Below are 22,562 nucleotides of genomic sequence, written 5' to 3' on the forward strand. Positions count from 1 at the left end.
TACAGTCGCCGCACTGCTCTGGCAGCCCCTGTCGTCGGCGAAAGAGAAGTTGGTGAACGACCGTCACCCGTCGGGGATCATGACCACCCCGGCCCCGGCTTCCGATCCCGCTGCGGCGCACTACGCGTCGTACGGCACCCAGGAAGCCCAGTACGACGGCTTCACCACGTACCCCGGCTACGAGACCGGTTCCTACGACGCCGGCGCGCACGCCACCGGACACTTCCAGGCGGCCGACCCCCTCTTCGGCGAGCTCCCCGGCGACGGCACGAACCAGGCGACCGGCACGTACGACAGCGGTGCGCAGTGGAGCACCGACGGTCATCAGGACCACCAGAGCCACCAGGCCCCGGACACGGGCAGCCACCAGACCCTGAACTACGACGCGTATGCCGCCCAGCACCACGCGGTCTACGACTCGGGCGCGTACGACGCGACCGCCTGGTCCACCGGCCAGCACCAGCACCTGTCCGCCGTCCCGCAGCAGGCGACGGCGCCCGACGGCAGCGGACAGTGGGACGCGAGTGCCTGGCTGCAGCCCGACCAGTCCGGCAGCCCGGCCGACCAGACCCAGCACTGGGAATGGGGCACGCAGGCCTTCGACACCGGCGCGTACGACGCGACGCAGTGGAATTCCGACGGCGGCGAGTCCGCGCAGGCCGCTCAGTCCGCGCAGGCCTCCGACGAGTACGAGCAGCCGGCCGAGGTCCCGTTCGACCAGCAGGCCACCGCCACCTTCGAACACGCCGGGTACGACGACTCCGCCCCGGCCGAGGACGAGTCGTCCGACGGCACCCCGCTCCCGCTCCTCGACGAGCAGGAGGACGCCGCCCCCGCACCGGTCGGGCGGGCGGCCACCCGCAACGCGAACCGTTCCCGGCGCCGGATGCCCGCGAAGCGCTCCGCGCTGCTGACCGTGGCGGTGCCCTCGGCCTGTGTGATGGGGGTCGCCGGGATCGCCGCCGCCTCCGTCGGCACGCTGACCGGCGGCGACGGCGATAGGGACACGACCGCGTCCGCCTCGGACGCGCAGCCGGTGAAACCGTCCGCCGCGAACAACAAGCTGGACAGCCAGCTGGAGACCCTCTCCGCCGGGGCCGACGACTTCGCCGACCGGGCCAGCCGTACGCAGGAACGTATCGACCTCAAGACGCAGCAGGAAGCCGAGAAGAAGAAGGCGGCGGCGGAGGCGGCCCGCAAGGAGCGGCTGCGCCCCAAGTACGCCCTTCCGGTCGCGAAGCACGGCCTCAGCGCCTACTACGGCCAGGCCGGCATCAACTGGATGTCCCAGCACACCGGCATCGACTTCCCGGTCTCCTACGGCACCACCGTGATGGCGGCGACCGACGGCACCGTACGCACACAGTGGAACAGCGCCTACGGCAACATGATGATCGTGACGGCGAAGGACGGCACGGAGACCTGGTACTGCCACCTCTCCACCTACCGCGTCGCCTCCGGTACGACGGTCAAGGCCGGCGATCCCATCGCGTACTCCGGCAACTCCGGCAACTCCACCGGTCCGCACCTGCACTTCGAGGTCCGGCCGGCCGGCGGTTCCCCCATAGACCCGCTGCCGTGGCTGCGCAGCCACGGCCTCAACCCGACGTAGACCCGACGGCCTTGCTCCGGGCCCCCGCTTGTACCGAAGTCCTGGCGGGGGCTCAGCCGTGTGCGGCTACAGCTTCTCCACCGGCGCGTACCGCAGCAGCAGCCGCTTCGGCTTGGTGTCGCCGAAGTCGACCGTGGCCTCCGCGTTCGCGCCCGTGCCCTTCACTCCGACGACCGTGCCGAGCCCGAACTGGTCGTGCGTGACGCGGTCGCCGACGGTCAGCGCGACCACCGGCTTGTCCGCCGCGCCCCGGCGCGTCGCGAAGCCGGACGCGCCCGCGGCCGAGGAACGCGAGCGGGACGAGGACAGCGACGCCGCCACCCCGGACACCGGGCCGGAGGACACGGGCGCGGTGGCTCCCGTCCGCTTCCAGTCCACATGCGTCGACGGGATCTCCTCGAGGAACCGGGACGGCGGGTTGTACGAGGGCTGCCCCCAGGCGCTGCGCAGCGCGGACCGGGTGAGGTAGAGCCGCTCACGCGCGCGTGTGATGCCGACGTAGGCGAGGCGGCGCTCCTCCTCCAGTTCCTTGGCCTGGCCGAGGGCGCGCATGTGCGGGAAGACGCCGTCCTCCATGCCGGTGAGGAAGACGACGGGGAACTCGAGGCCCTTGGCGGTGTGCAGGGTCATCAGGGTGATGACGCCCGAGCCGTCCTCCTCGTCGTCGGGGATCTGGTCGGAGTCGGCGACGAGCGCGACCCGCTCCAGGAAGGCGGCCAGCCCGACGGGCGCCGCGGCCGCGGCCTCGCCCTCCCCTTCGGTCTCCCCGGTCTCCCCGGACTCCTGCTCGAACTCCAGGGCCACGGCGGCGAGTTCCTGAAGATTCTCGATGCGGGTCTCGTCCTGCGGGTCGGTGGAGGACTGCAACTCGGCGAGGTAGCCGGTGCGTTCGAGCACGGCCTCCAGGACCGTCGCCGGACCGGCGCCCGACTCGACGATCGTGCGGAGGTCGTCCATCAGCGCGTTGAACCGCTTCACGGCGTTCGTGGACCGCGAGGCCATGCCGTACGCCTCGTCGACGCGCTTCAGCGCCTGCGGGAAGCTGATCTTCTCCCGCTGGGAGAGGGCGTCGATCATCGCCTCGGCGCGGTCGCCGATGCCGCGCTTGGGCACGTTGAGGATCCGGCGCAGCGGCACCGAGTCCTCCGGGTTGGCCAGCACACGCAGGTAGGCCAGGACGTCCCGGACCTCCTTGCGCTCATAAAAGCGGACGCCGCCGACGACCTTGTAGGGCAGGCCCACCCGGATGAAGATCTCTTCGAAGACCCGGGACTGGGCGTTGGTGCGGTAGAAGACGGCGACGTCGCCCGCCTTCGCGTCGCCCGCGTCCGTCAGTCGGTCTATCTCGTCGGCGACGAACTGCGCCTCGTCGTGCTCGGTGTCGGCGACATAGCCGGTGATGCGCGCGCCCGCGCCCGCGTTGGTCCACAGGTTCTTCGGGCGGCGGGACTCGTTGCGCTCGATGACCGCGTTGGCCGCGGACAGGATCGTCTGCGTGGAGCGGTAGTTCTGCTCCAGCAGGATCGTCGTCGCGTTCGGGTAGTCCTCCTCGAACTGGAGGATGTTGCGGATCGTCGCGCCGCGGAAGGCGTAGATCGACTGGTCGGCGTCACCGACGACGCAGAGTTCGGCGGGCGGCACGTCGTACTCGTTCGGCGGTACGTCGACGGGGTGCTCGGAGGTGCCGACCAGTTCGCGGACGAGGGTGTACTGGGCGTGGTTGGTGTCCTGGTACTCGTCGACCAGGACGTGCCGGAAGCGGCGGCGGTAGTGCTCGGCGACGTCCGGGAAGGCGCGCAGCAGGTTGACCGTCGTCATGATCAGGTCGTCGAAGTCGAGGGCGTTGGCCTCGCGCAGCCGGGACTGGTACATCGCGTAGGCCTGGGCGAGCGTCTTCTCGAATCCGTCGGCGGCCTGCGCGGCGAAGTCCTCCTCGTCGATCAGCTCGTTCTTGAGGTTGCTGATCTTGGCGCTGAAGGACTTGGGCGGGTAGCGCTTGGGGTCGAGGTCCAGATCCCGGCAGACCAGGGCCATCAGGCGCTTGGAGTCGGCGGCGTCGTAGATCGAGAACGACGACGTGAAGCCGAGCCGTTTGCTCTCCCGGCGCAGGATGCGCACGCACGCGCTGTGGAACGTCATCACCCACATCGCGTTCGCGCGCGGGCCGACGAGGTGCTCGACGCGCTCCTTCATCTCGCCCGCGGCCTTGTTGGTGAAGGTGATCGCGAGGATCTGGCCCGGGTGCACGTTGCGCTCGGCGAGCAGGTGGGCAATGCGGTGGGTGAGCACGCGCGTCTTGCCGGAGCCGGCGCCGGCCACGATGAGCAGCGGGGTGCCGGCGTGGGCGACGGCCGCGCGCTGGTTGTCGTTGAGCCCCTCCAGGAGTGCGGCCGCGTCCAGGACCGGGCGGGGGGCGCCGCCGCGGTAGTGGGCGTCGCGGTCCGGGGGCACGTCGAACTTCCCGCCGAACAGATCGTCCGGGACCGACTCCGGTCCGTGATCGTCCTCGGGCGGTGGCGGGGGCTCCTCCTCGTGGGCACGGGGGCCCTGGAGGTCCGCCAGGAAGCTGTCGTCAAAGAGGCTGCTCATCGCTCTCCGAGTCTAGGGGGCACCACTGACAAGCGGCCGCCGCCCCGGAAACATCTCCGCTCTCACCCTCCGGCGCAACACCGTCACCACACGTGATCCCACATGCGGGCATCACGAAAGGTCACGGAAATGTATCGGGCATATCACCCATCAACCTTCACAGGAGCAGCACGAGTTGGCTACCGTTTCGCCAGGCCACACGGATCCCCGCCGGCGAAACCTCGCCGGGCCGCACAACCTCCGCCGAGTCCGGTTGCACCCCTGTGCGGCGTCCGGAGCCGGGGACCCACCGAACCAAAGGAGTCGCCTCCCTTGGCGTCGCAGCACCGCAAGTCGCGCTCCGCGGGCACGCGCGTGGCGGGCATACGCACGCCCGCCCTCGCCACCGCCGCCCTCACCTCCGTGGCCCTGCTCTCCCAGACGGCGAACGCCGCTCCCGCTCCGCAGGAGGACGGCAAGCCGAGCCTGGAGGAGATCGAGAAGAAGGTCGAAAACCTCTACCGCCAGGCGGAGTCGGCGACCGAGAAGTACAACTTCGCCAGCGAGAAGACGAACGGGAAGCGCGCCGCCGCGCCCGACACGGCGACGTTCCCGCAAGCGGACACCCCGCAGGAGCCAGTCGACCAGAACCAGCCGACGAACCGGGTGACCGACCGTCAGAAGGGCACGGTCGCCGACTACGTCACCGAGCAGTCGGCGACGACGAAGCGCCAGGAGGCCGCCGAGAGCCTCGCGACGCTCGCCGACTCGCCGGACGGGCTGAAGACCGCCAAGGCCACCGTCCAGAAGAAGCTGAGCGACGCGCGCGTGCTGCTGTCCCGGCTGACGGCCCAGGAGAACGCGCGCCTCGCGGCGATCGAGAAGCAGAAGCAGGACGAGGCCGCGCGCAAGGCGGCGGAGCTGGCCCAGCAGCAGGCGGCGGAGCTCGCTCAACAACAAGCGGCGGAGCTCGCTCAACAGCAGGCAGCGGACCAGGCCGCGGCGCAGGCCGCCGCCCAGCAGGAGAGCGGCGGCGACTCGTCGAACACGGGTTCCCCGTCCGCCTCCACCTCCACCTCCGCCTCCGCCTCCGCCTCCGCCTCGCCCGCCGCGGACTCCCCGTACGCCACCAAGGCCGCGAAGGCGATCGCCTTCGCCCGCGCGCAGATCGGCAAGCCGTACGTCTGGGGTGCGGCGGGCCCCGACTCCTACGACTGCTCCGGTCTCACCCAGGCCGTCTGGAAGGCCGCCGGCGTCACCCTCCCGCGCGCCACCCACGACCAGGCGAAGGCCGGCACCAAGGTCTCCCTGGCCGACGCCCGGCCCGGCGATCTGATCTTCTTCTACGACGACGTCAGCCACGCCGGCGTCTACATCGGCAAAGGCATGATGATCCACGCCCCGAAGCCGGGCGCCTACGTGCGCGAGGAGTCGGTCCGCTACGACGGCGAGACGATCCTCCCCAGCGTGGTCCGCCCGGCCTGAGAACAGGCACACGCGCGTGGGCCTCGTGCGGGGGTACGCGCGCGTGAGCGTCTGTTCTCGGGCACGCGCGCGTGGGCTGCCCGCCTCTCCCCCGCGCCCCTCCCCCGCGCCCTGCACCCGCGCGTAATTCCGCCCGCCCGCGCGCGAGCCCCGCGCCCACGGCGCACCGCGCTCCTTAGCATCGGCCGCATGTCCGGCTCCCCCGCTCGCCCGTCCCCCGCCCCCCGCTCCCCCTTCGGCCTCTGGTGGGCGCGGCGGCAGCCGGCCGCCGGAGCCGCTGTGATGGCGACCGGGATCCTCTCCATCGGCCTGCATCTGGCGGACTACGAGACGCTGTCCCGCATCGCCCTGGCGCTCGCGGGCGCCGCCTGGGTGGCGCTGGCGGCGGACTTCGTGGTGCGGCTGCTGCGGGAGCGTGAGCGGTGGCTGGCGGAGGCGGGGACGCCGGGGGCGCTGACCGCCGTGGCGGCGACGGCCGTGCTCGGCACGCGCGTGTGCGTGCTCGGCCGGCAGACCCTGGCCGAGGCGCTGCTCGCGCTGTCGGCGGCGCTGTGGCCCGTGCTGCTGGCGACCGTCGTACGGCGGTGGAGGCGGCGGATGCCCGGGGCGGTGTTCCTGGCCTGCGTGGCCACACAGGGGCTCGCGCTGCTGGGCGCGGTCCTGGCGAAGGCGGAGGCGGCGGCCTGGCTCGCACACACCGCGCTCGTGCTGTTCTGGCTCGGGCTCGTGCTCTACGGCGTCGCCCTGGCCCTGTTCGACCTGCGGCAGGTGGCCGAGGGGGCCGGGGACCAGTGGGTGGCCGGCGGCGCGCTCGCCGTCTCGGCGCTCGCGGGGGCGAATCTCCTCACGGCCGAGGACGGGGGCCTCTACCTGTGGAACGACGACGACACCGACGTCCTGCGCACGGTGACCGTCGCGCTGCTCGTGCTCGCCCTGGCCTGGTACGCCGTCCTGCTCGTCGCCGAGCTGCGATGGCCGCGGCCCCGCTACGACGTGCGCCGCTGGGCGACGGTGTTCCCGATGGGGATGTCGGCCGCGGCGACCCTGTCCGTGGCCGCCGAGGTCGACGTCCCGTCGCTCGAGGGGCCCGGGGAGGTGCTGCTGTGGGTCGCGGTGGCGGCCTGGCTGGCCGTCGCCGCGGCGGCCGTGACCATGGCCGGCGGCGCGCTCAGGTCCAGAGCACCGCGATGAAGACGTTCGCCACGGTCAGCAGTCCGACCAGGCCGAACAGCGGCTTCTCCACCGTCTCGTCGTCCCGCTTCACATAGACGAGGCCGAGGATCACGATCAGCAGGGCCAGCTTCACGCCGATCTTGATGTTGTTGACGTGCTGGTCGTCCGCCTGGTTGAGGCCGACCAGGATCACGCCGGTGACCAGCATCGTGGCCGCGCCGTGGAGCATCGCGGGGACGAAGCGGGCCGTGCCCTGGCCCAGCGCCTTCAGCTGCGTGAGGAAGCCGCCCAGCAGCGCGGCGATGCCGATGATGTGCAGGCCGACGAAAAGATGGATGAGTACGTCCATGAGGCCGGATGCTAGTCAGCCGCGCGTGGGCCGCCCGACACCGGCCCTCCCCGCCCGACCGGACTTGCATATATGCGTCCCATAGCAGTCTGCCGCCCCGACGCGTCCCGAAAACGCCGTTTCGGTCAGCGCACCGCGTGAACCGACGGCCACGGTCCGGGATTTCGGACAGGTGTGGTCACCCGGCAGTCCGCTCGAGTCACTTCCGCACATCGCGTTACCCGACCGACACCACCGGGCCTAGCGTCCTCCCCCAGGTGACCGGCTCCCCACCGCCGCCCGGGCCAGGGGCGGCAGTCGGCCACCACCGCCGAGAAGGTCCGGCGGCGGCCCCGCTCCCCCGTGCGGGCCGTCGCCGGACGCGTCAGCCGCTTCCCGGGCCGTCCGTCCGCTCCCCACGACGGCCCCCCAGGTCACCCGGCGGCTGTCCGAACGGACGAGGCGGTCGTACGAAAGGACGTGCAGTCCCACGTGGCAGCGCACCGCAGGCCCCGACAACGCTCGCTCGGCGGCCAGACGGCCCGTACGGCGTTCACCCTCGCCCTCGCGGGCGCGGCGACGGCGACGGCCTTCGACGGGACCGGACAGGCCGAGCCGAACCTGACTCAGGCCGAGGTCAAGACGAAGGTGGCCAAGCTGTACCAGGAGGCGGAGGCAGCCACCGAGAAGTACAACGGCGCGCAGGAGAAGGCGACCGCGGCCGAGCAGCGGCTGGAGACGATCCGGGACGAGGCGGCGCGCAAGGAGGAGAAGCTCAACTCGGCACGGGAGGCCCTGGGTTCGATGGCGGCGGCACAGTACCGCAGCACCGGACTCGACCCCGCCGTGCAACTGGCGCTCTCCGACGACCCCGACGGCTATCTCGACGGCGCCGCCTTCGCCGAGCGGGCCGGCGACCGCCAGTCGGCCGCCGTCGCCCGGGTCCGCAGACAGCTGCGGGAGATCGAGCAGCTGCGCGGCGCCGCGCGCGTCGAACTGACCTCCCTCAAGGCGCGTCAGGCCGAGCTGAAGACGCAGAAGGAGACCATCACCGGCAAGCTGGACGCGGCCCGCCGCCTGCTGTCCCAGCTGTCGGCGGCGGAGCGGGCCCGAATCGCCGAGGGGACGAGCGGGGGAACAGCCGGAGGCGCCGGCGACCGCGCCTCACGCAGCTCCACGGGCGGCCGCGCCGACCTCCAGGCGCCCGGCTCCGCCACCGTAGGAGCCCCCAACTCCCGTGCGGCCGCCGCCGTTTCCTACGCCTACTCCAAGCTCGGCAGCCCGTATGTGTGGGGCGCGACCGGACCGAACGCCTTCGACTGCTCGGGCCTCGTCCTGGCCTCGTACCGCTCCGCCGGCGTCTCCCTGCCCCGCACCACATACGCCCAGATCGGCGCCGGGCAGCGCGTCTCCCGCTCCGAACTCCTCCCGGGCGACCTGGTGTTCTTCTACTCCGGCATCACCCACGTCGGCCTCTACATCGGCGACGGCCAGATGATCCACGCACCGAACCCGTCGGCCCCGGTGCGCGTGGCGCCGATCGACGAGATGCCCTTCGCGGGGGCCACACGGGTGGTGTGAGCCGACGAGCGACCCGGTGGGCGCACCCACCCGCTCCGGCCGACGTCACACCAGTCGCCGCGCCGTCGCCCACCGTGTGAGCTCGTGCCGGTTGGACAGCTGGAGCTTGCGCAGCACCGCCGAGACATGGGACTCGACCGTCTTGACGGAGATGAAGAGCTGCTTGGCGATCTCCTTGTAGGCATAACCGCGGGCGATGAGCCGCAGCACCTCGCGCTCACGCTGGGTGAGCCGGTCGAGGTCCTCGTCGACCGGCGGGGCGTCGGTCGAGGCGAAGGCGTCCAGCACGAACCCGGCCAGGCGAGGGGAGAAGACGGCGTCGCCCTCCTGGACCCGGAACACGGAGTTCACCAGGTCCGTACCGGTGATCGTCTTGGTGACGTAGCCCCGGGCTCCGCCGCGGATCACCCCGATGACGTCCTCCGCCGCGTCCGACACGGACAGGGCGAGGAAGCGCACCGGCTGCTCGGCGTCGGCCATCAACGGGGCGCAGCGGCGCAGCACTTCGACCCCGCCGCCGCCCGGCAGGTGGACGTCCAGGAGGACCACCTCGGGCCGGGTCGCGGTGATGACCGTGACCGCCTGGTCGACGTCCGCCGCCTCACCGACGACCTCGACGCCGGTCTGCTCGGTCTGGCCGATCTCGGCCTGCACGCCGGTACGGAACATGCGGTGGTCGTCGACGAGGACCACGCGCACATGGCGCCCGCTCGTGGTGTCGCCGGAGGCCTTCGCCGGCTCGGCCGCCTCCGCCGCTCCCCCTGTCCCGGTCGTGCCGTTCGTACCGGTCGTATCGGTCGGGTCGCTCATGACGTGTTCTCCGCCCTCTCCATCTCCAGCTCGACCTCCGTGCCGCCGTCCGGGACGGCCCGCAGTCGCGCGGTGCCCCCGTGGCGCTCCATGCGGCCGATGATCGATTCTCTGACGCCCATGCGGTCGGCGGGTATCGAGTCGAGGTCGAAGCCGGGTCCACGGTCCCGGACGGACACGAAGACCGCCCTGCCCTCGACTTCGGCGTAGACCTGCACGGCGCCGCCCTCGCCACCGTACTTGGCCGCGTTCACCATCGCCTCGCGCGCGGCCTGCATCTGTGCGCCGACCCGTTCGTCGAGCGGACAGTCCCCGACGACCACGACCTCGATGGGGACGCCGTGCTTGTCCTCGACCTCGGCGGCGTTGCGGCGCACCGCGTCGGCGACCGTGGTCGGCTCGTCGGCCTCCTCCTTTCCGGTGCCCTCGGGTTTGTAGAGCCAGGTGCGCAGGTCGCGCTCCTGGGCGCGGGCGAGGCGGCGCACCTCGCCGGCGTTCTCCGCGTTGCGCTGGATCAGGGTCAGGGTGTGCAGCACCGAGTCGTGGACATGGGCGGCGACCTCCGCTCGCTCCTGGGCGCGGATGCGCATCAGGCGCTCCTCGGAGAGGTCCTGGGTCATACGGACCAGGTAGGGACCGGCGAGGAGCGTGATGCCGACGAGGACCGCGAGGGCCGCCTGGAGGACCGAGCCGAGGTGGGCGGCCGAGCCCTGCAGGACGAAGATGCCGGAGACGCCGGCCGTGACCAGCAGGACGCCGGCGCCCGCGCGCAGGAGCGTGAGCGTACGGCGTCTGCGGCCGACCTCGACCCAGCGGGCCCGGCGCGCGTTGTCCGCCTGTCTCCAGACGAGGGCGACGCCCGCGCCGACGAGGACGGCGGGCAGCAGATACGCCTTGGCGCCGGTGCCCAGGTTCACATTGCCGACGAAGACCATGGCGACGACGACCATGAGGAGCAGGGCGACGATCTGCCCCTTGTCGGGTTTGCGGGCGACGAGCCTGCGGCGGCCGTCGGACGCGGTCTCGGTGGCGACCAGCGCCGGGGGTTTCTGGTCGCCGACACCGCCGACCCCGAGCGGCACGAAGAACCAGAAGGCCGCGTAGAGCAGGGCGCCGAGGCCGTCCGCCATGAACAGGCCGGCGAAGACGAGCCGCACCCACACGACGGGCAGCCCGAGATGCCCGGCGAGCCCCCGCGCCACGCCACCCAGCCAGCGTCCGTCGCTGCTGCGGTAGAGCTTGCGCGGCGGCCGCGGTTCGACGAGTGGCGCTGTTGCGGCTTCCGGCATGCCAACGATGGTCACACGGGCGGTCGGCCCGGGCATCAGGGTTCGTCCCCGAGACGCCCCTGATCTTCCGGGCCGCCGCACGTCGAACGCCTCCCCTGCCCCGGATCAGGGCCGATATCAGGGTCCGACCAGGGTCGTTCCGACTGCCGCGAGGGCGGCTCGCCCGCCACCATGGACTCATGACAGATCACCAGCACGCCGCGGACGCCGAGCCCGACGGGGGCACCGCGCCCGACGCGGCCGCCCCGTCCCCCGGCGTTCCGGGCACGGCCGGTGAAAAGCCTCGCGCGCACGGAGAACACGGAGGGCCCGGCGAGCAAGGAGTCCGCGAAGGACACGGCCCGTCCGAGGAAACGGAGGCGCGGACCGTGGTCGAGGCGGCCACCGAGGCCGCGACAGCCGCCACGATCGCCGCCCAGGCTGCGGCCGCGGCGGCAGCCGGTAGCGGTTCAGAGACCGGTAGCGGTTCACAGAGAGGAGCGAGTTCAGCGGGAGGGCCCGAGGCACCAGGGGCGGCGGCATCGGGATCCGGAGCGGAAGCGGGATCGGGAGCGGGAGCGGAATCGGGAGCACCTGGCGCACCCGGCACTCCGGAAGGCGCCGAAGCGACCGGCCCCCCGCCCGGATTCCGGCGGGACCGCGAGCACAAGATGCTCGCCGGCGTGTGCGCGGGGCTCGGGCGGCACTGCGACATGGACCCGGTGATCTTCCGGATCACGCTCGCCGTGCTCTCCGCGACCGGCGGCATCGGCCTCATCTTCTACGGCTTCGCCTGGCTCTTCGTCCCGTACGCCGACGACGGGCAGAACGAGGTGCGCAAGCTCCTGACCGGACGGGTGGACGGCCAGGCTCTCGCGGCTGTGCTGTTCGCGCTGGTCGGCTGCGGGGTGTTCCTGTCGATGCTGAACAACGGCAGCGTGCTGACCTTCGCCGTGGTTCTCTCCCTGCTCCTCGCGGGCGCCGGGTACTGGTCCCGGCAGCGGGACTCCTCCGACCCCGACCCGCTGGCCGCCCAGGCCGTGGCCGACGCACCGCCGGAGGCCCAGGCGCCGCCGGTGCCCGCCGCCTACCTCTCCTGGTGGCGCGACCCCATCGTCAAGGACGGCACGCACGACGGCGGCACCGGCTATCTGTGGGGCCCCTGGGACGCCCACGGCCGGAACATCACCGCGACCGTCAGAGTCGACCTCGACGGCCACCAGCGCCGCCCCGACGACATACGCACCGCGCGCGAGACGTACACCGGACCGCGCGGCCCCCGCTGGATCGGCGGCTGGGTCTTTCTGCTCGCCGTGCTGGCGGGCGGCCTGGTCACCCGGCTCACCTGGGACGACCATCCGCTCGGCACCAGCCTGCAGGCCGGCCTGGCAGCCGCGCTCATCGTGCTGGGCGGAGGCATCGCGATCAGCTCGTTCCTGGGGCGGACGGGCGCGGGGTCGGTGTTCCTGGCGATCGTCACGGCGGGCCTGCTGGCCTGCACGGCCGCTCTGCCGAAGGACATCGGCACACACTGGACGAACACCACCTGGCGGCCCACCGCGGTGGCGGAGGTGCGGGCGGCCTACGACCTGGGCACCGGCGAGGGCACCCTGGACCTGTCCCGGCTGGACCTGGCCAAGGGGCAGACGGTGAGCACCAATGCCGAGGTGGGAGCGGGCCGGCTGCGGGTGATCGTGCCGCCGGACGTGATCGTGAAACTGAGGATCGACGTGGGGCTGGGAGACGTCCAGCTGCCCGGCGACGACGAGAAGGACGTGGACGTGGAGCCGGGCAAGCACAAGGAGGTGACCCTGCAGCCGGTCTCCGGCAAGGCGGACGCGGGGACCCTCGACCTCGACCTCCAGGTCGGCGTGGGACAGGCGGAGGTGGCCCGTGCTGCGTCATGAGTTCCGGCCCGGCAGGCTGGTCGCCGGCGTCTTCATCACCCTCGCCGGCGTCATCTACGTGGGTGACGCAGGCGGCGCCTGGGAGACGCCGTGGTTCGTGGTGATCCCGGTCGTCATGGCCGGCCTCTTCCTGGCGGGCGCGACGGGCGTGGTGGCCGGGAGCATCCGCAGACGACGCGGCCCCTCCCGCCGGACCGCTCCGCCGGAGACCGGCACGAGCACGACGCCCTGACGGCGATGCCGGGCACGGCCGGGCCACTGCCCGCCTCCCGCCCGCACGAACACGGCGCCCCGACCGAAGGGTCAGGGCGCCGGAGCGGGCCACGATCGCGTGCCGAGCGGCCCCGGGGCGGTACAGGGCGGCGGCCCCAGGCGGTACGGGTACAAGGCCGGCCCAGGGACTACAGGGGACCAAGGGGTACCAGGAGGGCGGTACTGGCGGTACTGGCGGCACCTGGCCGCACCTGGCGGTGCAGCTAGCTCAGGCCTCCGCCGCCCGCGCGCTGCCGGCGCCTGGAGCGCCAGACCGCGTCGAGGGAGAGGACGGGAGCGCCGGCGAGGATGAAGGGCAGCCAGGCCATGAGGTAGGGGAGGTCGTTGCCGTAGTAGTAGGGATCCGAGGCCCAGCTCACCGTCAGCCACAGGCTGAGCGAGATCAGCGCGCCGCCGAGCGCGGCGATCCGGGTGAGGACGCCCAGCAGGGCGCCGATGCCGACGGCGAGTTCGCCGAAGGCCATGGCGTAGCCGAAGGCGACGGGGTTGTTCAGGGCCATGTCGACCAGGGCCGGGATGGCCGAGGAGTCACGGACGGCGCGCATGGTCTCGCCGATCGAGCCGGCCCCGCTGTCCTTCAGGAAGGCGCTGTCGGTGAGTTTGTCGAGGCCCGCGTAGATGAAGGTGACGCCGAGGAAGATGCGCAGGGGAAGGAGGGCGTACCGGGCGGCGGTGTCCCGCCAGTCGCCGCCACCGTCGAGATAGGGGGGGTAGGTGTCCGTCCGCATGCCGTGAGTCATCGCCCGTAGCCGCCTCTCGCCCGCAGTGATGGGACCCCTCAACAGACCATACGTACGAAATGGGGGGTGCGCTCAACTGTTGACACGGCTTCTGCGCCCCACGGATTCACTCAGCCGCACCGATTCACACCGCCGCGCCGACCGCCGAGATCACCGTTGAGGCCACCGACGGGGTCACCGCCTGGATCACTCCGTCACGTCGATCGCGTAGCGGTTCGTCTCCGCTCCTGCCGCGGTGACGACCTGGACGTCCAGGCGGCCCGGTTCCACGTCCGCCGGGACGGGGACGGTGAGAACTGCGTCGGTGGGGTTGCTGAAGCCGCCCGTGACCGGGACGAGGGGGACATGGACGTGGACCGGGCCGATGCGGACGACCATCCGGGACAGGCGGTCGGCGGTCTGCGCGCCGGGCGGGACGAAGCCTGCGCCGCGGATCTCGATGTCGTCGCCGGTGCGGATCGGGGCGTCCAGGTCGCCGGCCTCGCGGGAGCGGACGACGGAGAGGATGACGGGGCGGCCTCCCTCGGCGTACTTGCCGGCGAGGTAGGTCGCGGCGGAGACCAGGACCACCACCGCCAGACCCCAGGGCAGGTCGGGCAGCTGGTCGGGCCGGCGGGCCAGCCGGACCGCCGCGAAGGCGAGGGCGACGGCGCCGATCACGACGTACTGGATGTCGGCGAAGGTGCCGCGGCCGGCGTCGTCGGTGAGCAGGTCGGCGGCCCGGGGCCGGTGGGCGCGGACCTTCTGGAGCCGCTGGGCGAGGACCCGCAGGCCGACCACCCGGCGTACCAGCACCGCGATCCCGCAGACCACGGCGAGCACGGTCACCACGCCGGCGCCCCGGGCCAGGTCGAGCCCGGCGATCAGCGCATCGCGTTCGGCGTGGCCGGAGGCGGCGGCGAGCCGGCCCACCAGGACCAGCACCGCATAGGCCACGAGCAGCACCCAGGCGGCGGCGACCGCACGGGAGGTGGAGAGGCGGTTGTCCTCGCCGATCACGGGCGCGAGCGCACCGCCGCGCGCCCGATGGAACCAGGAGGCGGCGGTCAGCGCGCCGGCGACGACGAGCGCGGCGAGGAGTCCGGCGGTGCGGGCGCTGGTCCAGCCCGCGCCGATGGCGGTCAGCGACTGGACCAGCAACAGCACGACGACCGCCGCCCACACGGTGACCGCCGTGCGGAGCCAGAGCCGGGTCAGCCAGGCCTCGCCCTCGGCGCGGCCGCGTTCGGCGACGAGCTCCGCGGACTGCGCCAGTTCCTCGGAGACCCACTGGCGCGAGGCGGAGGCCGAGTGCGCGACGGCGGCCGGCAAACCCTGTCCGGCGGCGAACTCCTCCCGTTTCACCAAGAACGCGGCCACCGCGCGCCGATGCCCCTCGCGAGCCCCGTGCGGGCAGTCCCCGCACGCACAGCCACCGTCGTGCGCACCCGCTCCCGGGCCGGGATTCACGCCCTGTCTCGCCTCCTGAACCGCCACGTCCGACGCCTGCCTTCCCCGCTACCCGATCGGATGGCGGCCTTTTGGGGACCCCGTGCGGACCCCTGCCACCACCCTGTGAACAACTCCCCTGCGATGACTGCGAATTGTGCCCTACGCCACACCCTCCGTTTCCGCCAGGTCTGGTCAGCGCGGGTGAAGCCGCGTGGGCAGTGTTGACCCGGCTGCAAGAATTTCCGTATGGCCGAGATCATCCAGCGTGACGGGACCTGGGCCTTCGACGGCACAACGGTCAGGATCACGCCGGGGCTGCACCGCTCCGTGCCGCTGTTGCGGCAGACGTACGGGGAGATCGCCGTGCCCCTGAAGGCGGTCGCCGGGATCGTCTACGAGCCCGAACGCAGGCGCGGCAGGCTGCGGATGCGGCTGCGCGAGGGGGCCGATCCGCTGTTGCAGGCTACCGGCGGCCGGCTGCCCGACGCGGCCGACCCCTACCGGCTCACCGTGGACATCGACCGCTCCGGGGTCGCGGAGTACCTGGCCGAGGAGATCCGGCACGCGCTGCTGCTGGACCAGATCCCGGGCGAGCCGACCAAGGCCTACCTCCTGCCGGGTCCGCCGGTCCCGGTGTCCGTGCGCTCCTCCGACGGCATCGTCTCCTTCGACGGCATCCAGGTGCGGATCGACTGGGCCGACACCTCGGACCGGGTGAAGCGGGCGACCGGGCCACGGGTGATCGACGTCCGCGACGTCGTGCAGGTCGAGTGGCTGCCCAACTCCGGCCACGAGGACGGCTTCCTGCGCTTCGTGACCCGCGAGACGGTGTTCTCGAAACTGCCCGCGGAGAAGGACCCGTACGCCCTGGACCTGTGGGGCAACGTGAGCCGCGATCTGCTCACCGCGCTGATGGCGACCGCGGTCACGGCCCGCATCCCGCATCCCTCGACACGCACGCGTGCCGAGGACGAACCCGCGGACGGGCACGAGGACGCGGCCCGCAGACGTCGGCTGACCGCGTCCGTCCCGGCCCCGGCCGACCACCACGACGTACTGCTGCGCCGGCTGCGCGAGTTGGGCGGGCTGCACCGGGACGGGGTCCTCACGGACGAGGAGTTCGCCCGCACGAAGGCGGTCGTCCTCCGCGGCTTCTGAGCGGGTCGGGCGAAGTCGGCAGCGCCCCGAAGGGGCGCGGGGAACTGCGCGACCAGCCACGACGGCGCCGCAGCAAAACGACGTCACATCGCGGCACATCGCGGCACTCCAGCGGAGCGCCTAGCTCAACAGGTCCGGCTCGCTGCGGCTGATGTCCTGCCACAGCGGCTGGTAGTTGATCCACGCCACGAGGTCGCCGCCGAGCTGTTCGCGGGTCGCCGTGGCCGCCCGGTGTTCGATCAGGATCGGCCGGCCCGCCGCCCGCGCGGTCAGCTGGACCTGGCTGGAGCGTTCCATCGACACGAACCACCAGGCGGCCGCGTCCACGGAGTCGCCGACCGTGAGCAGCCCGTGGTTGCGCAGGACGAGCGCCTTGCGGGAGCCGAGCGCGGTCGCGATGCGCCGCCCCTCCTCCGCGTCGACGGCCACGCCGGTGTAGGCGTCGTAGAGGGCGTGGTCCTCGTAGAACGCGCAGCTCTCCTGGGTGATGGGGTCCAGCAGCTCGCCGAGCGCGGCAAGGGCACGGCCGTGCACCGAGTGGCAGTGGGCGACGGCGACGACGTCCGGGCGGGCGGCGTGGACCTGGGCGTGCACGGTGAAGGCGGCCTGGTTGACGTGGTAGCGGCCCTCGACGACCTGACCGTCGGCGTTGGCCAGCACCAGGTCGCTCACCGTGACGTGCTTGAAGGGCATCCCGAACGGGTTGACCCAGAAGCAGTCGTCGAACTCCGGGTCGCGGGCGGTGATGTGTCCGGAGACGCCGTCCTCGAAGCCGAGCCGTCCGAAGAGCCGCACCGCCCCCGCCAGCCGTTCCTTGCGGTGCCGGCGCTCGTCCTCCACCGAGTCGTGCATCGGCGGCATGGCGAACTGCAGCCGGTCGGTGGGCAGCGGGGCAGGCGGTGTGGGCCCGTGCATCGGTCCTCCAGCACTGGGTGGGTTTACGACGCGGAAGTTACCGTCGGTCAGTGCAAAAGGGCAGAGCCGTTATGCAAAGATGACGATTTCCGTCACGTTCGGAGCACGTCTTGTCCCTCGCAGACCGTCATGTCACGTCCCTCATGCGCCAGATCACGACGCGCAACGACATCGAGCTCGTCCACCCCTTCGCGGAGTGGGAGACGTTCGGCGCGCTGGCCTATATCGCCGAGTGCTACGGCTTCCGGTACGAGAGTGTGCGCCTCGTCGGCAAGCAGCGGATCGTCCATGTCCGCCTGGTCCGCGACCCGGAGCCGTGGGCGCGGCAGCGGGCCGCGGCGAACTCGGCGGCCTTCCCCGACCCGGGCCCCGGACGCCCCGTGCCGGGCATGTACCTGGGCTCGCTCACACCGGTCCCCGAGGCGAAGGCGGACGTCGATCTGACCACGGGGCTCATCCGCTACGACGCCCTCGGCGCGGCCGCCAACCGTACGCAGCTGCTGGCCATCGGCGGCGGCTCCGCGGTGCTGTTCCTGCTGTTGGCCCTGCTGACCGGCCAGTACGTCGTCCTGCTCCCGCTCGCCGTGCTGATGCCGCTGTTCATGCTGGGCGCGCTCCAGGTGAACGCGAGCCGGCGCGCGAAGCTGGCCCAACGGCTCACGGCGGCGGGCTGTGCGCAGGCCCGGGACGAGTCGGGGCGCGAGCGGTTCGTCCGACCGGTGCCGTACACGGCGTGAACACCTCGATACCTGACAGAAGATGTCGGGTATCGGGTTCAGACTCGGTGTATGGCATCGAACTGGGCGGCGTTCGCCGCAGCCGAACCCGAACTCGCGTCGACCGCCGAGGACCGCTTCGGCGCCTTCACCCACCATGTCCTCGCCACCCTCCGCAAGGACGGCTCCCCCCGCACCACCGGCATCGAGGTCCGCTTCCTCCGCGGTGAGCTGTGGCTCGGCATGATGCCGGACTCGCTCAAGGCCCTCGACCTGCGCCGGGACCCGCGGTTCGCGCTCCAGGCGAACCCCGGTGAGGGCCAGTCCATGGGTGGGGGCGATGTACGGATCGCGGGGCGGGCGATCGAGGTCGAGGACAGCGGGACGAAGGCCGGGTACCGCGAAGAGGTGGAACCGCCGGAGCCGTTCCACCTCTTCCGCACCGAGCTGACGGAGGTCGTGCGGACCTACGTCGAGGACGAGACGTATCTCGTCGTGCAGGTCTGGAAGCCCGGTGCCCCGCTGCGCACGATCAAGCGCAAGTAAGGGCCGGCAGGGCTACTACTCCCACTCGATCGTGCCCGGCGGCTTCGAGGTCACGTCGACGACGACGCGGTTGACGTCGGCGACCTCGTTGGTGATCCGGGTCGAGATCTTCGCCAGGACGTCGTACGGCAGGCGCGACCAGTCGGCCGTCATGGCGTCCTCGCTGGACACCGGGCGCAGGACGATCGGGTGGCCGTAGGTGCGGCCGTCGCCCTGGACGCCGACGCTGCGGACGTCCGCCAGGAGGACCACCGGGCACTGCCAGATCTCACGGTCGAGACCGGCTGCCGTCAGCTCCTCGCGGGCGATGGCGTCGGCGTCGCGCAGCAGGTCCAGCCGCTCCTTCGTCACCTCGCCGACGATCCGGATGCCCAGGCCGGGGCCCGGGAACGGCTGGCGCTGGACGATCTCCTCCGGGAGCCCGAGCTCCTGGCCGACCATCCGCACCTCGTCCTTGAACAGCTTGCGCAGCGGCTCGATGAGCTGGAACTCGAGGTCCTCCGGCAGGCCGCCCACATTGTGGTGGGACTTGATGTTCGCGGTGCCGGTGCCGCCGCCGGACTCGACGACGTCCGGGTACAGCGTGCCCTGGACCAGGAACTCCACCGCCGGACCCGCGTCCGCGACGATCTCCGCCTGGGCCTGCTCGAAGACGCGGATGAACTCGCGGCCGATGATCTTCCGCTTCTCCTCGGGGTCGGAGACCCCGGCGAGCGCGCTGAGGAAGCGCTCCTCCGCGTCGACGACGACGAGCTGGACGCCGGTCGCGGCCACGAAGTCCTTCTCGACCTGCTCGGTCTCGCCCTTGCGCATCAGACCGTGGTCGACGTACACGCAGGTCAGCTGGGAGCCGATGGCCTTCTGCACGAGGGCCGCGGCGACCGCCGAGTCCACGCCGCCGGAGAGGCCGCAGATGGCGCGCTTGTCGCCGACCTGCTCGCGGATCGCGGCGACCTGCTCCTCGATGACGTTGCCGGTCGTCCAGGACGGGGTGAGGCCCGCGCCGCGGTAGAGGAAGTGCTCCAGGACCTGCTGGCCGTGCGTGGAGTGCATGACCTCGGGGTGGTACTGGACGCCGTAGAGCTTCTTCTCGTCGTTCTCGAAGGCGGCGACCGGGACGACGTCCGTGGCGGCGCTGACGGTGAAGCCCTCGGGGGCGGCGGAGCAGGCGTCGCCGTGCGACATCCACACGGCCTGCTCGGCGGGGGTGCCCTCGAAGAGGGTGGACGACGTCCTCGACACATGGAGATCGGTGCGGCCGTACTCACGGGCGCCGGTGTTGTCGACGGTGCCGCCGAGCGTCTGCGCCATCAGCTGGAAGCCGTAGCACATGCCGAAGACGGGGACGCCGGCTTCGAAGATCTCGCGGTCGAGGCGGGGGGCGCCCTCCTCGTACACGGACGAGGGGCCGCCGGAGAGGATGATCGCCGCCGGGTTCTTGGCGAGCATCTCCTGGACCGGCATGGTGCTCGGCACGATCTCGCTGTAGACCCGCGCCTCGCGGACTCGACGGGCGATGAGCTGGGCATACTGCGCGCCGAAGTCGACGACCAGGACGGTGTCGGGGGCGGCGGCAGTAGGAGTCGCTGATGACACGGGAGCCTTCCGGCGGTGGGGCGGGGGTCTGTGTGTACCGCCGATTCTACCGAGCCGGACGTCCGGACGGTCCCGGTGCCGAAGGCTCCGCCCCCGGACTCCCCGGACTCCCTGACTCCCCGGAGCCCGGCCCCCGGCCTCCCCGGTCCATGCCCAGGGAGCCGTGGCATACTGCCTCCATGCGCAAGCTCACGTCCTTCGTCTTTACCTATGGCAACCGGCCCACCGGCTGCCATGGTCGTGCTGCTTGAGCAACTGACAAGCGACTTCCCAGGCGCCCCGGGCCGACAAGGCCCGGGGCGTCTGTCGTTTTCCCGGGCCGGTCCGGGGCATCCCGTATCCACCTCGTACTCACCACAGGAGCCCCCATGACCGCCACCGACGTGACCGGCGCCCGTACCCCCGAGGCCGCGGACGTGATCACCGGCGCCCGTGAGCGCATCGACGCGCTCGACGACCGGATCATCGGTCTGATCCAGGAGCGGATGGCCGTCTCCGCCGTCATCCAGGAGGCGCGGATCACCTCCGGCGGCCGGCGCGTGAACCTCTCCCGCGAGATGGAGGTCCTCGGCCACTACCGGGACGCGCTCGGCAGGCCCGGGACCTCCCTGGCGATGACGCTGCTCGAACTGTGCCGGGGTCGCATCTGAGTTCGGGCCCCTTCTCACCCGTACGGCGCGTGACCGCCCCGCGAACGGCCTCGTTGGTCCTGGTGTCCGTTCCAGCCAGGTGCGGGCCCGGAAGAACCACGCGTGGCTCGCTGGAGCGATGAGGCGCACGGATCGTGCCGTGCGTCGTGGGACCTCGCTCCAGGAAGTGACCGGACGGCAGGGGACAGCAGCCCGGTCACCCAAGAGAACGGTCGGCCCCGGGGACGCCCGGGGCCGACCGGCGGAAATGCAAAAATGCACAAGGGCTGGGTCAAACGGTTGCGGGGGCCGCGCTCATCCAGCACGATGCGTAGAAAGCCCCGAACAGGCTCAAGTCCCCCCTCGGGCAACCGTCTTGCGTTGCCCTCCCCCTCTGTCAGACCTTGCCAGACGTTGTCAGACCTCATTGCCAAAGGTCCAGACCAGCGGCGCAACCCCCCGGCGCCGCTCCCAGGCACCGGCGCTGCCCTGACGCCGGTGCTGACGATAAAGAAGGGCCTCGCGGTTTCCGTCCCGCGGGGCCCTTCGTCATGCCCGGTTTCTTCATGCGGCACCCGGCCTGTGACGCGCGCCACATAAAGAACCTGTGAATAGAGGACAACCGTTCACAGCCTTCGCCGGTCACACCTAGCGAAACACGGGCCACTCCCACACCCCCATATGAGGAAGGCCTCCCCCACCAGATCCACCGAGGTCTTCATGAAGCTCCGCCGCACGATCGTCACCATGGCCGCGACGGCCGTCATCGCGCCGCTCGCACTGCTGTCCGCGCCCGCCGCCTTCGCGGAGGGGGACGACACGTCCTCCCCGAGCGCGACGTCGTCCTCGACGGAGACGGCTGCCTCCACTCCGTCCGCGTCCGACAGCCAGAGCGCGACCGGCACCCCGACCGACACCGCCTCGACCTCCTCGTCCTCCTCGCCGTCCGGTTCGGACGACCTGGCCGCGACCGGCACGCCCACCGGCACCACGTCGCCGTCCGCGTCCGACTCGAGCAAGGCCGGCGCGAGCGAGGAGCCGTTCGACCCGTTCCAGGACTGCGAGTCCTTCGAGCTGGACGAGAAGCTCACCGCGCAGCTCGAGGGCCTGCCGAACAAGATCGTCGCCGGTTCGGGCTGGCACGCCTTCAAGATCGTGGTCGACAACGACTCCGACCGTGATCTGAAGAACGTCTACATCGACTCCATGCTGGAGTACGGCGACGAGACGGACGCCTGGCTGTCCGAGGGACTCGCCGTCATCCAGGTCAAGGAGGACGGCAAGTGGACCGACTCCTACCAGGACTCCTACGAGGACGAGAACGGCAAGACGGTCAACGTCACGGGCTCCTTCGTCGGGCTGCTCGACTCGCTGGAGAAGGGCTCCTCCGCCAGCCTCGACCTGCGGGTGAAGGTCGCGGCCTCCGCGCCGGCGGGCTCCTCGTTCGCGCTGAGCGAGGCGATCTACGCGGGCGAGGGCTCCGACTGCTACGGCAACGGTGACTTCTACGACGTCGACATCCTCGCCGCCGGCAGCAGCGCGGACGACGTCGACGACGCCACGCCGAACGGCGACAAGCCCACCGACGGCGACAAGCCCCAAGGCGGCGCCAAGCCGATCAGCGGCAGCCTCGCCTCGACCGGCTCCGACTCCGCGCTCCCGATGATCGGGCTGGTCGGCGGCGTCGCCGTCGTCGCCGGTGCGGGCGCGCTGTTCGTCGCGCGTCGCCGCAAGGCCGGCGCGCACGCGTAACGCACCACCGGACCAGCGAAGGGACCTGCGCTCGGAGGGGGGCGCAGGTCCCTTCGCTCTTTCCAGATATCTCC

19 protein-coding genes are annotated in these 22,562 nt (G+C 71.7%); 11 read left to right on the forward strand and 8 right to left on the reverse strand.

Translation table 11 applies throughout. The features are described from left to right. Nucleotides 1-79 precede the first annotated feature (79 nt). Nucleotides 80-1,612 carry a M23 family metallopeptidase gene (locus ACWD4O_RS05590; RefSeq protein WP_451277766.1) on the forward strand — a complete coding sequence of 511 codons (1,533 nt, stop codon included), beginning with the start codon at nt 80-82 and terminating at the stop codon, nt 1,610-1,612. A gap of 66 nt (nt 1,613-1,678) precedes the next feature. Here the strand turns inward: ACWD4O_RS05590 and pcrA are convergent, their stop codons facing one another. Next, the gene (gene pcrA / locus ACWD4O_RS05595; RefSeq protein WP_451277668.1) at nt 1,679-4,201 is read right to left on the reverse strand and encodes a DNA helicase PcrA; all 2,523 of its coding nucleotides are present in this window, start codon (nt 4,199-4,201) and stop codon (nt 1,679-1,681) included. Between the two features lie 312 nt (nt 4,202-4,513). Here pcrA and ACWD4O_RS05600 point away from each other — a divergent pair, with 312 nt between their 5' ends. Together ACWD4O_RS05600 and ACWD4O_RS05605 are read left to right on the forward strand one after the other, a co-directional pair. Further along, complete coding sequence (locus ACWD4O_RS05600; protein WP_451277670.1) at nt 4,514-5,665, forward strand: NlpC/P60 family protein; 1,152 nt, start codon at nt 4,514-4,516, stop codon at nt 5,663-5,665. A 189-nt stretch (nt 5,666-5,854) separates the two neighbouring features. Next, the gene (locus tag ACWD4O_RS05605; RefSeq protein ID WP_451277672.1) at nt 5,855-6,856 is read left to right on the forward strand and encodes a tellurite resistance/C4-dicarboxylate transporter family protein; all 1,002 of its coding nucleotides are present in this window, start codon (nt 5,855-5,857) and stop codon (nt 6,854-6,856) included. On the opposite strand, the gene ACWD4O_RS05610 is transcribed toward ACWD4O_RS05605, so the two are convergent. Further along, on the reverse strand, nt 6,834-7,187 hold the full coding sequence (locus ACWD4O_RS05610; protein WP_451277674.1) for a hypothetical protein: 354 nt from the start codon (nt 7,185-7,187) through the stop codon (nt 6,834-6,836). The genes ACWD4O_RS05605 and ACWD4O_RS05610 overlap by 23 nt on opposite strands. A 471-nt stretch (nt 7,188-7,658) precedes the next feature. On the opposite strand from ACWD4O_RS05610, the gene ACWD4O_RS05615 reads away from it, so the two are divergent. Further along, the gene (locus tag ACWD4O_RS05615) at nt 7,659-8,747 is read left to right on the forward strand and encodes an NlpC/P60 family protein (RefSeq protein WP_451277676.1); all 1,089 of its coding nucleotides are present in this window, start codon (nt 7,659-7,661) and stop codon (nt 8,745-8,747) included. A gap of 45 nt (nt 8,748-8,792) precedes the next feature. Here ACWD4O_RS05615 and ACWD4O_RS05620 read toward each other — a convergent pair whose 3' ends face one another. Then, entirely contained in the window at nt 8,793-9,557 is a 765-nt protein-coding gene (locus tag ACWD4O_RS05620) for a LuxR C-terminal-related transcriptional regulator (RefSeq protein ID WP_451277678.1), read from the reverse strand. Continuing rightward, nucleotides 9,554-10,882, reverse strand: coding sequence for an ATP-binding protein (locus ACWD4O_RS05625; RefSeq protein ID WP_451277680.1), 1,329 nt, complete (start codon nt 10,880-10,882; stop codon nt 9,554-9,556). Before ACWD4O_RS05625 ends, ACWD4O_RS05620 begins: the two co-directional genes overlap by 4 nt. A gap of 614 nt (nt 10,883-11,496) precedes the next feature. On the opposite strand from ACWD4O_RS05625, the gene ACWD4O_RS05630 reads away from it, so the two are divergent. Both ACWD4O_RS05630 and ACWD4O_RS05635 read left to right on the forward strand, forming a co-directional pair. Continuing rightward, a complete protein-coding gene (locus ACWD4O_RS05630; RefSeq protein WP_451277682.1) occupies nt 11,497-12,732 on the forward strand; it encodes a PspC domain-containing protein in 1,236 nt (411 codons plus the stop codon). Further along, on the forward strand, nt 12,719-12,964 hold the full coding sequence (locus ACWD4O_RS05635; protein WP_450946194.1) for a hypothetical protein: 246 nt from the start codon (nt 12,719-12,721) through the stop codon (nt 12,962-12,964). The genes ACWD4O_RS05630 and ACWD4O_RS05635 overlap by 14 nt, the downstream gene beginning before the upstream one ends. Nucleotides 12,965-13,208: 244 nt before the next feature. On the opposite strand, the gene ACWD4O_RS05640 is transcribed toward ACWD4O_RS05635, so the two are convergent. Continuing rightward, nucleotides 13,209-13,745, reverse strand: coding sequence for a DoxX family protein (locus ACWD4O_RS05640; protein ID WP_451277684.1), 537 nt, complete (start codon nt 13,743-13,745; stop codon nt 13,209-13,211). 186 nt (nt 13,746-13,931) lie between these two features. Continuing rightward, the gene (locus ACWD4O_RS05645; protein ID WP_451277686.1) at nt 13,932-15,221 is read right to left on the reverse strand and encodes a hypothetical protein; all 1,290 of its coding nucleotides are present in this window, start codon (nt 15,219-15,221) and stop codon (nt 13,932-13,934) included. 201 nt (nt 15,222-15,422) lie between these two features. Between ACWD4O_RS05645 and ACWD4O_RS05650 the strand changes: the two genes are divergently transcribed. Further along, nucleotides 15,423-16,334, forward strand: coding sequence for a DUF4429 domain-containing protein (locus ACWD4O_RS05650; RefSeq protein ID WP_451277688.1), 912 nt, complete (start codon nt 15,423-15,425; stop codon nt 16,332-16,334). Between the two features lie 120 nt (nt 16,335-16,454). On the opposite strand, the gene ACWD4O_RS05655 is transcribed toward ACWD4O_RS05650, so the two are convergent. Further along, nucleotides 16,455-17,249: a class II aldolase/adducin family protein gene (locus ACWD4O_RS05655; protein WP_398419426.1), complete on the reverse strand. Its 795-nt coding sequence runs from the start codon at nt 17,247-17,249 to the stop codon at nt 16,455-16,457. Between the two features lie 110 nt (nt 17,250-17,359). Between ACWD4O_RS05655 and ACWD4O_RS05660 the strand changes: the two genes are divergently transcribed. Together ACWD4O_RS05660 and ACWD4O_RS05665 are read left to right on the forward strand one after the other, a co-directional pair. Then, nucleotides 17,360-17,986: a hypothetical protein gene (locus ACWD4O_RS05660; RefSeq protein WP_451277690.1), complete on the forward strand. Its 627-nt coding sequence runs from the start codon at nt 17,360-17,362 to the stop codon at nt 17,984-17,986. Between the two features lie 51 nt (nt 17,987-18,037). Beyond that, complete coding sequence (locus ACWD4O_RS05665; RefSeq protein ID WP_451277692.1) at nt 18,038-18,511, forward strand: pyridoxamine 5'-phosphate oxidase family protein; 474 nt, start codon at nt 18,038-18,040, stop codon at nt 18,509-18,511. Between the two features lie 15 nt (nt 18,512-18,526). Here the strand turns inward: ACWD4O_RS05665 and guaA are convergent, their stop codons facing one another. Next, entirely contained in the window at nt 18,527-20,107 is a 1,581-nt protein-coding gene (gene guaA, locus ACWD4O_RS05670; RefSeq protein ID WP_451277694.1) for a glutamine-hydrolyzing GMP synthase, read from the reverse strand. A gap of 368 nt (nt 20,108-20,475) precedes the next feature. Between guaA and ACWD4O_RS05675 the strand changes: the two genes are divergently transcribed. Together ACWD4O_RS05675 and ACWD4O_RS05680 are read left to right on the forward strand one after the other, a co-directional pair. Further along, nucleotides 20,476-20,757: a chorismate mutase gene (locus ACWD4O_RS05675; protein ID WP_451277696.1), complete on the forward strand. Its 282-nt coding sequence runs from the start codon at nt 20,476-20,478 to the stop codon at nt 20,755-20,757. Nucleotides 20,758-21,456: 699 nt separating this feature from the next. Next, complete coding sequence (locus ACWD4O_RS05680) at nt 21,457-22,488, forward strand: LPXTG cell wall anchor domain-containing protein (protein ID WP_451277698.1); 1,032 nt, start codon at nt 21,457-21,459, stop codon at nt 22,486-22,488. Nucleotides 22,489-22,562: the final 74 nt, after the last annotated feature.

The organism is Streptomyces sp. NPDC002623 (genome assembly GCF_053592635.1).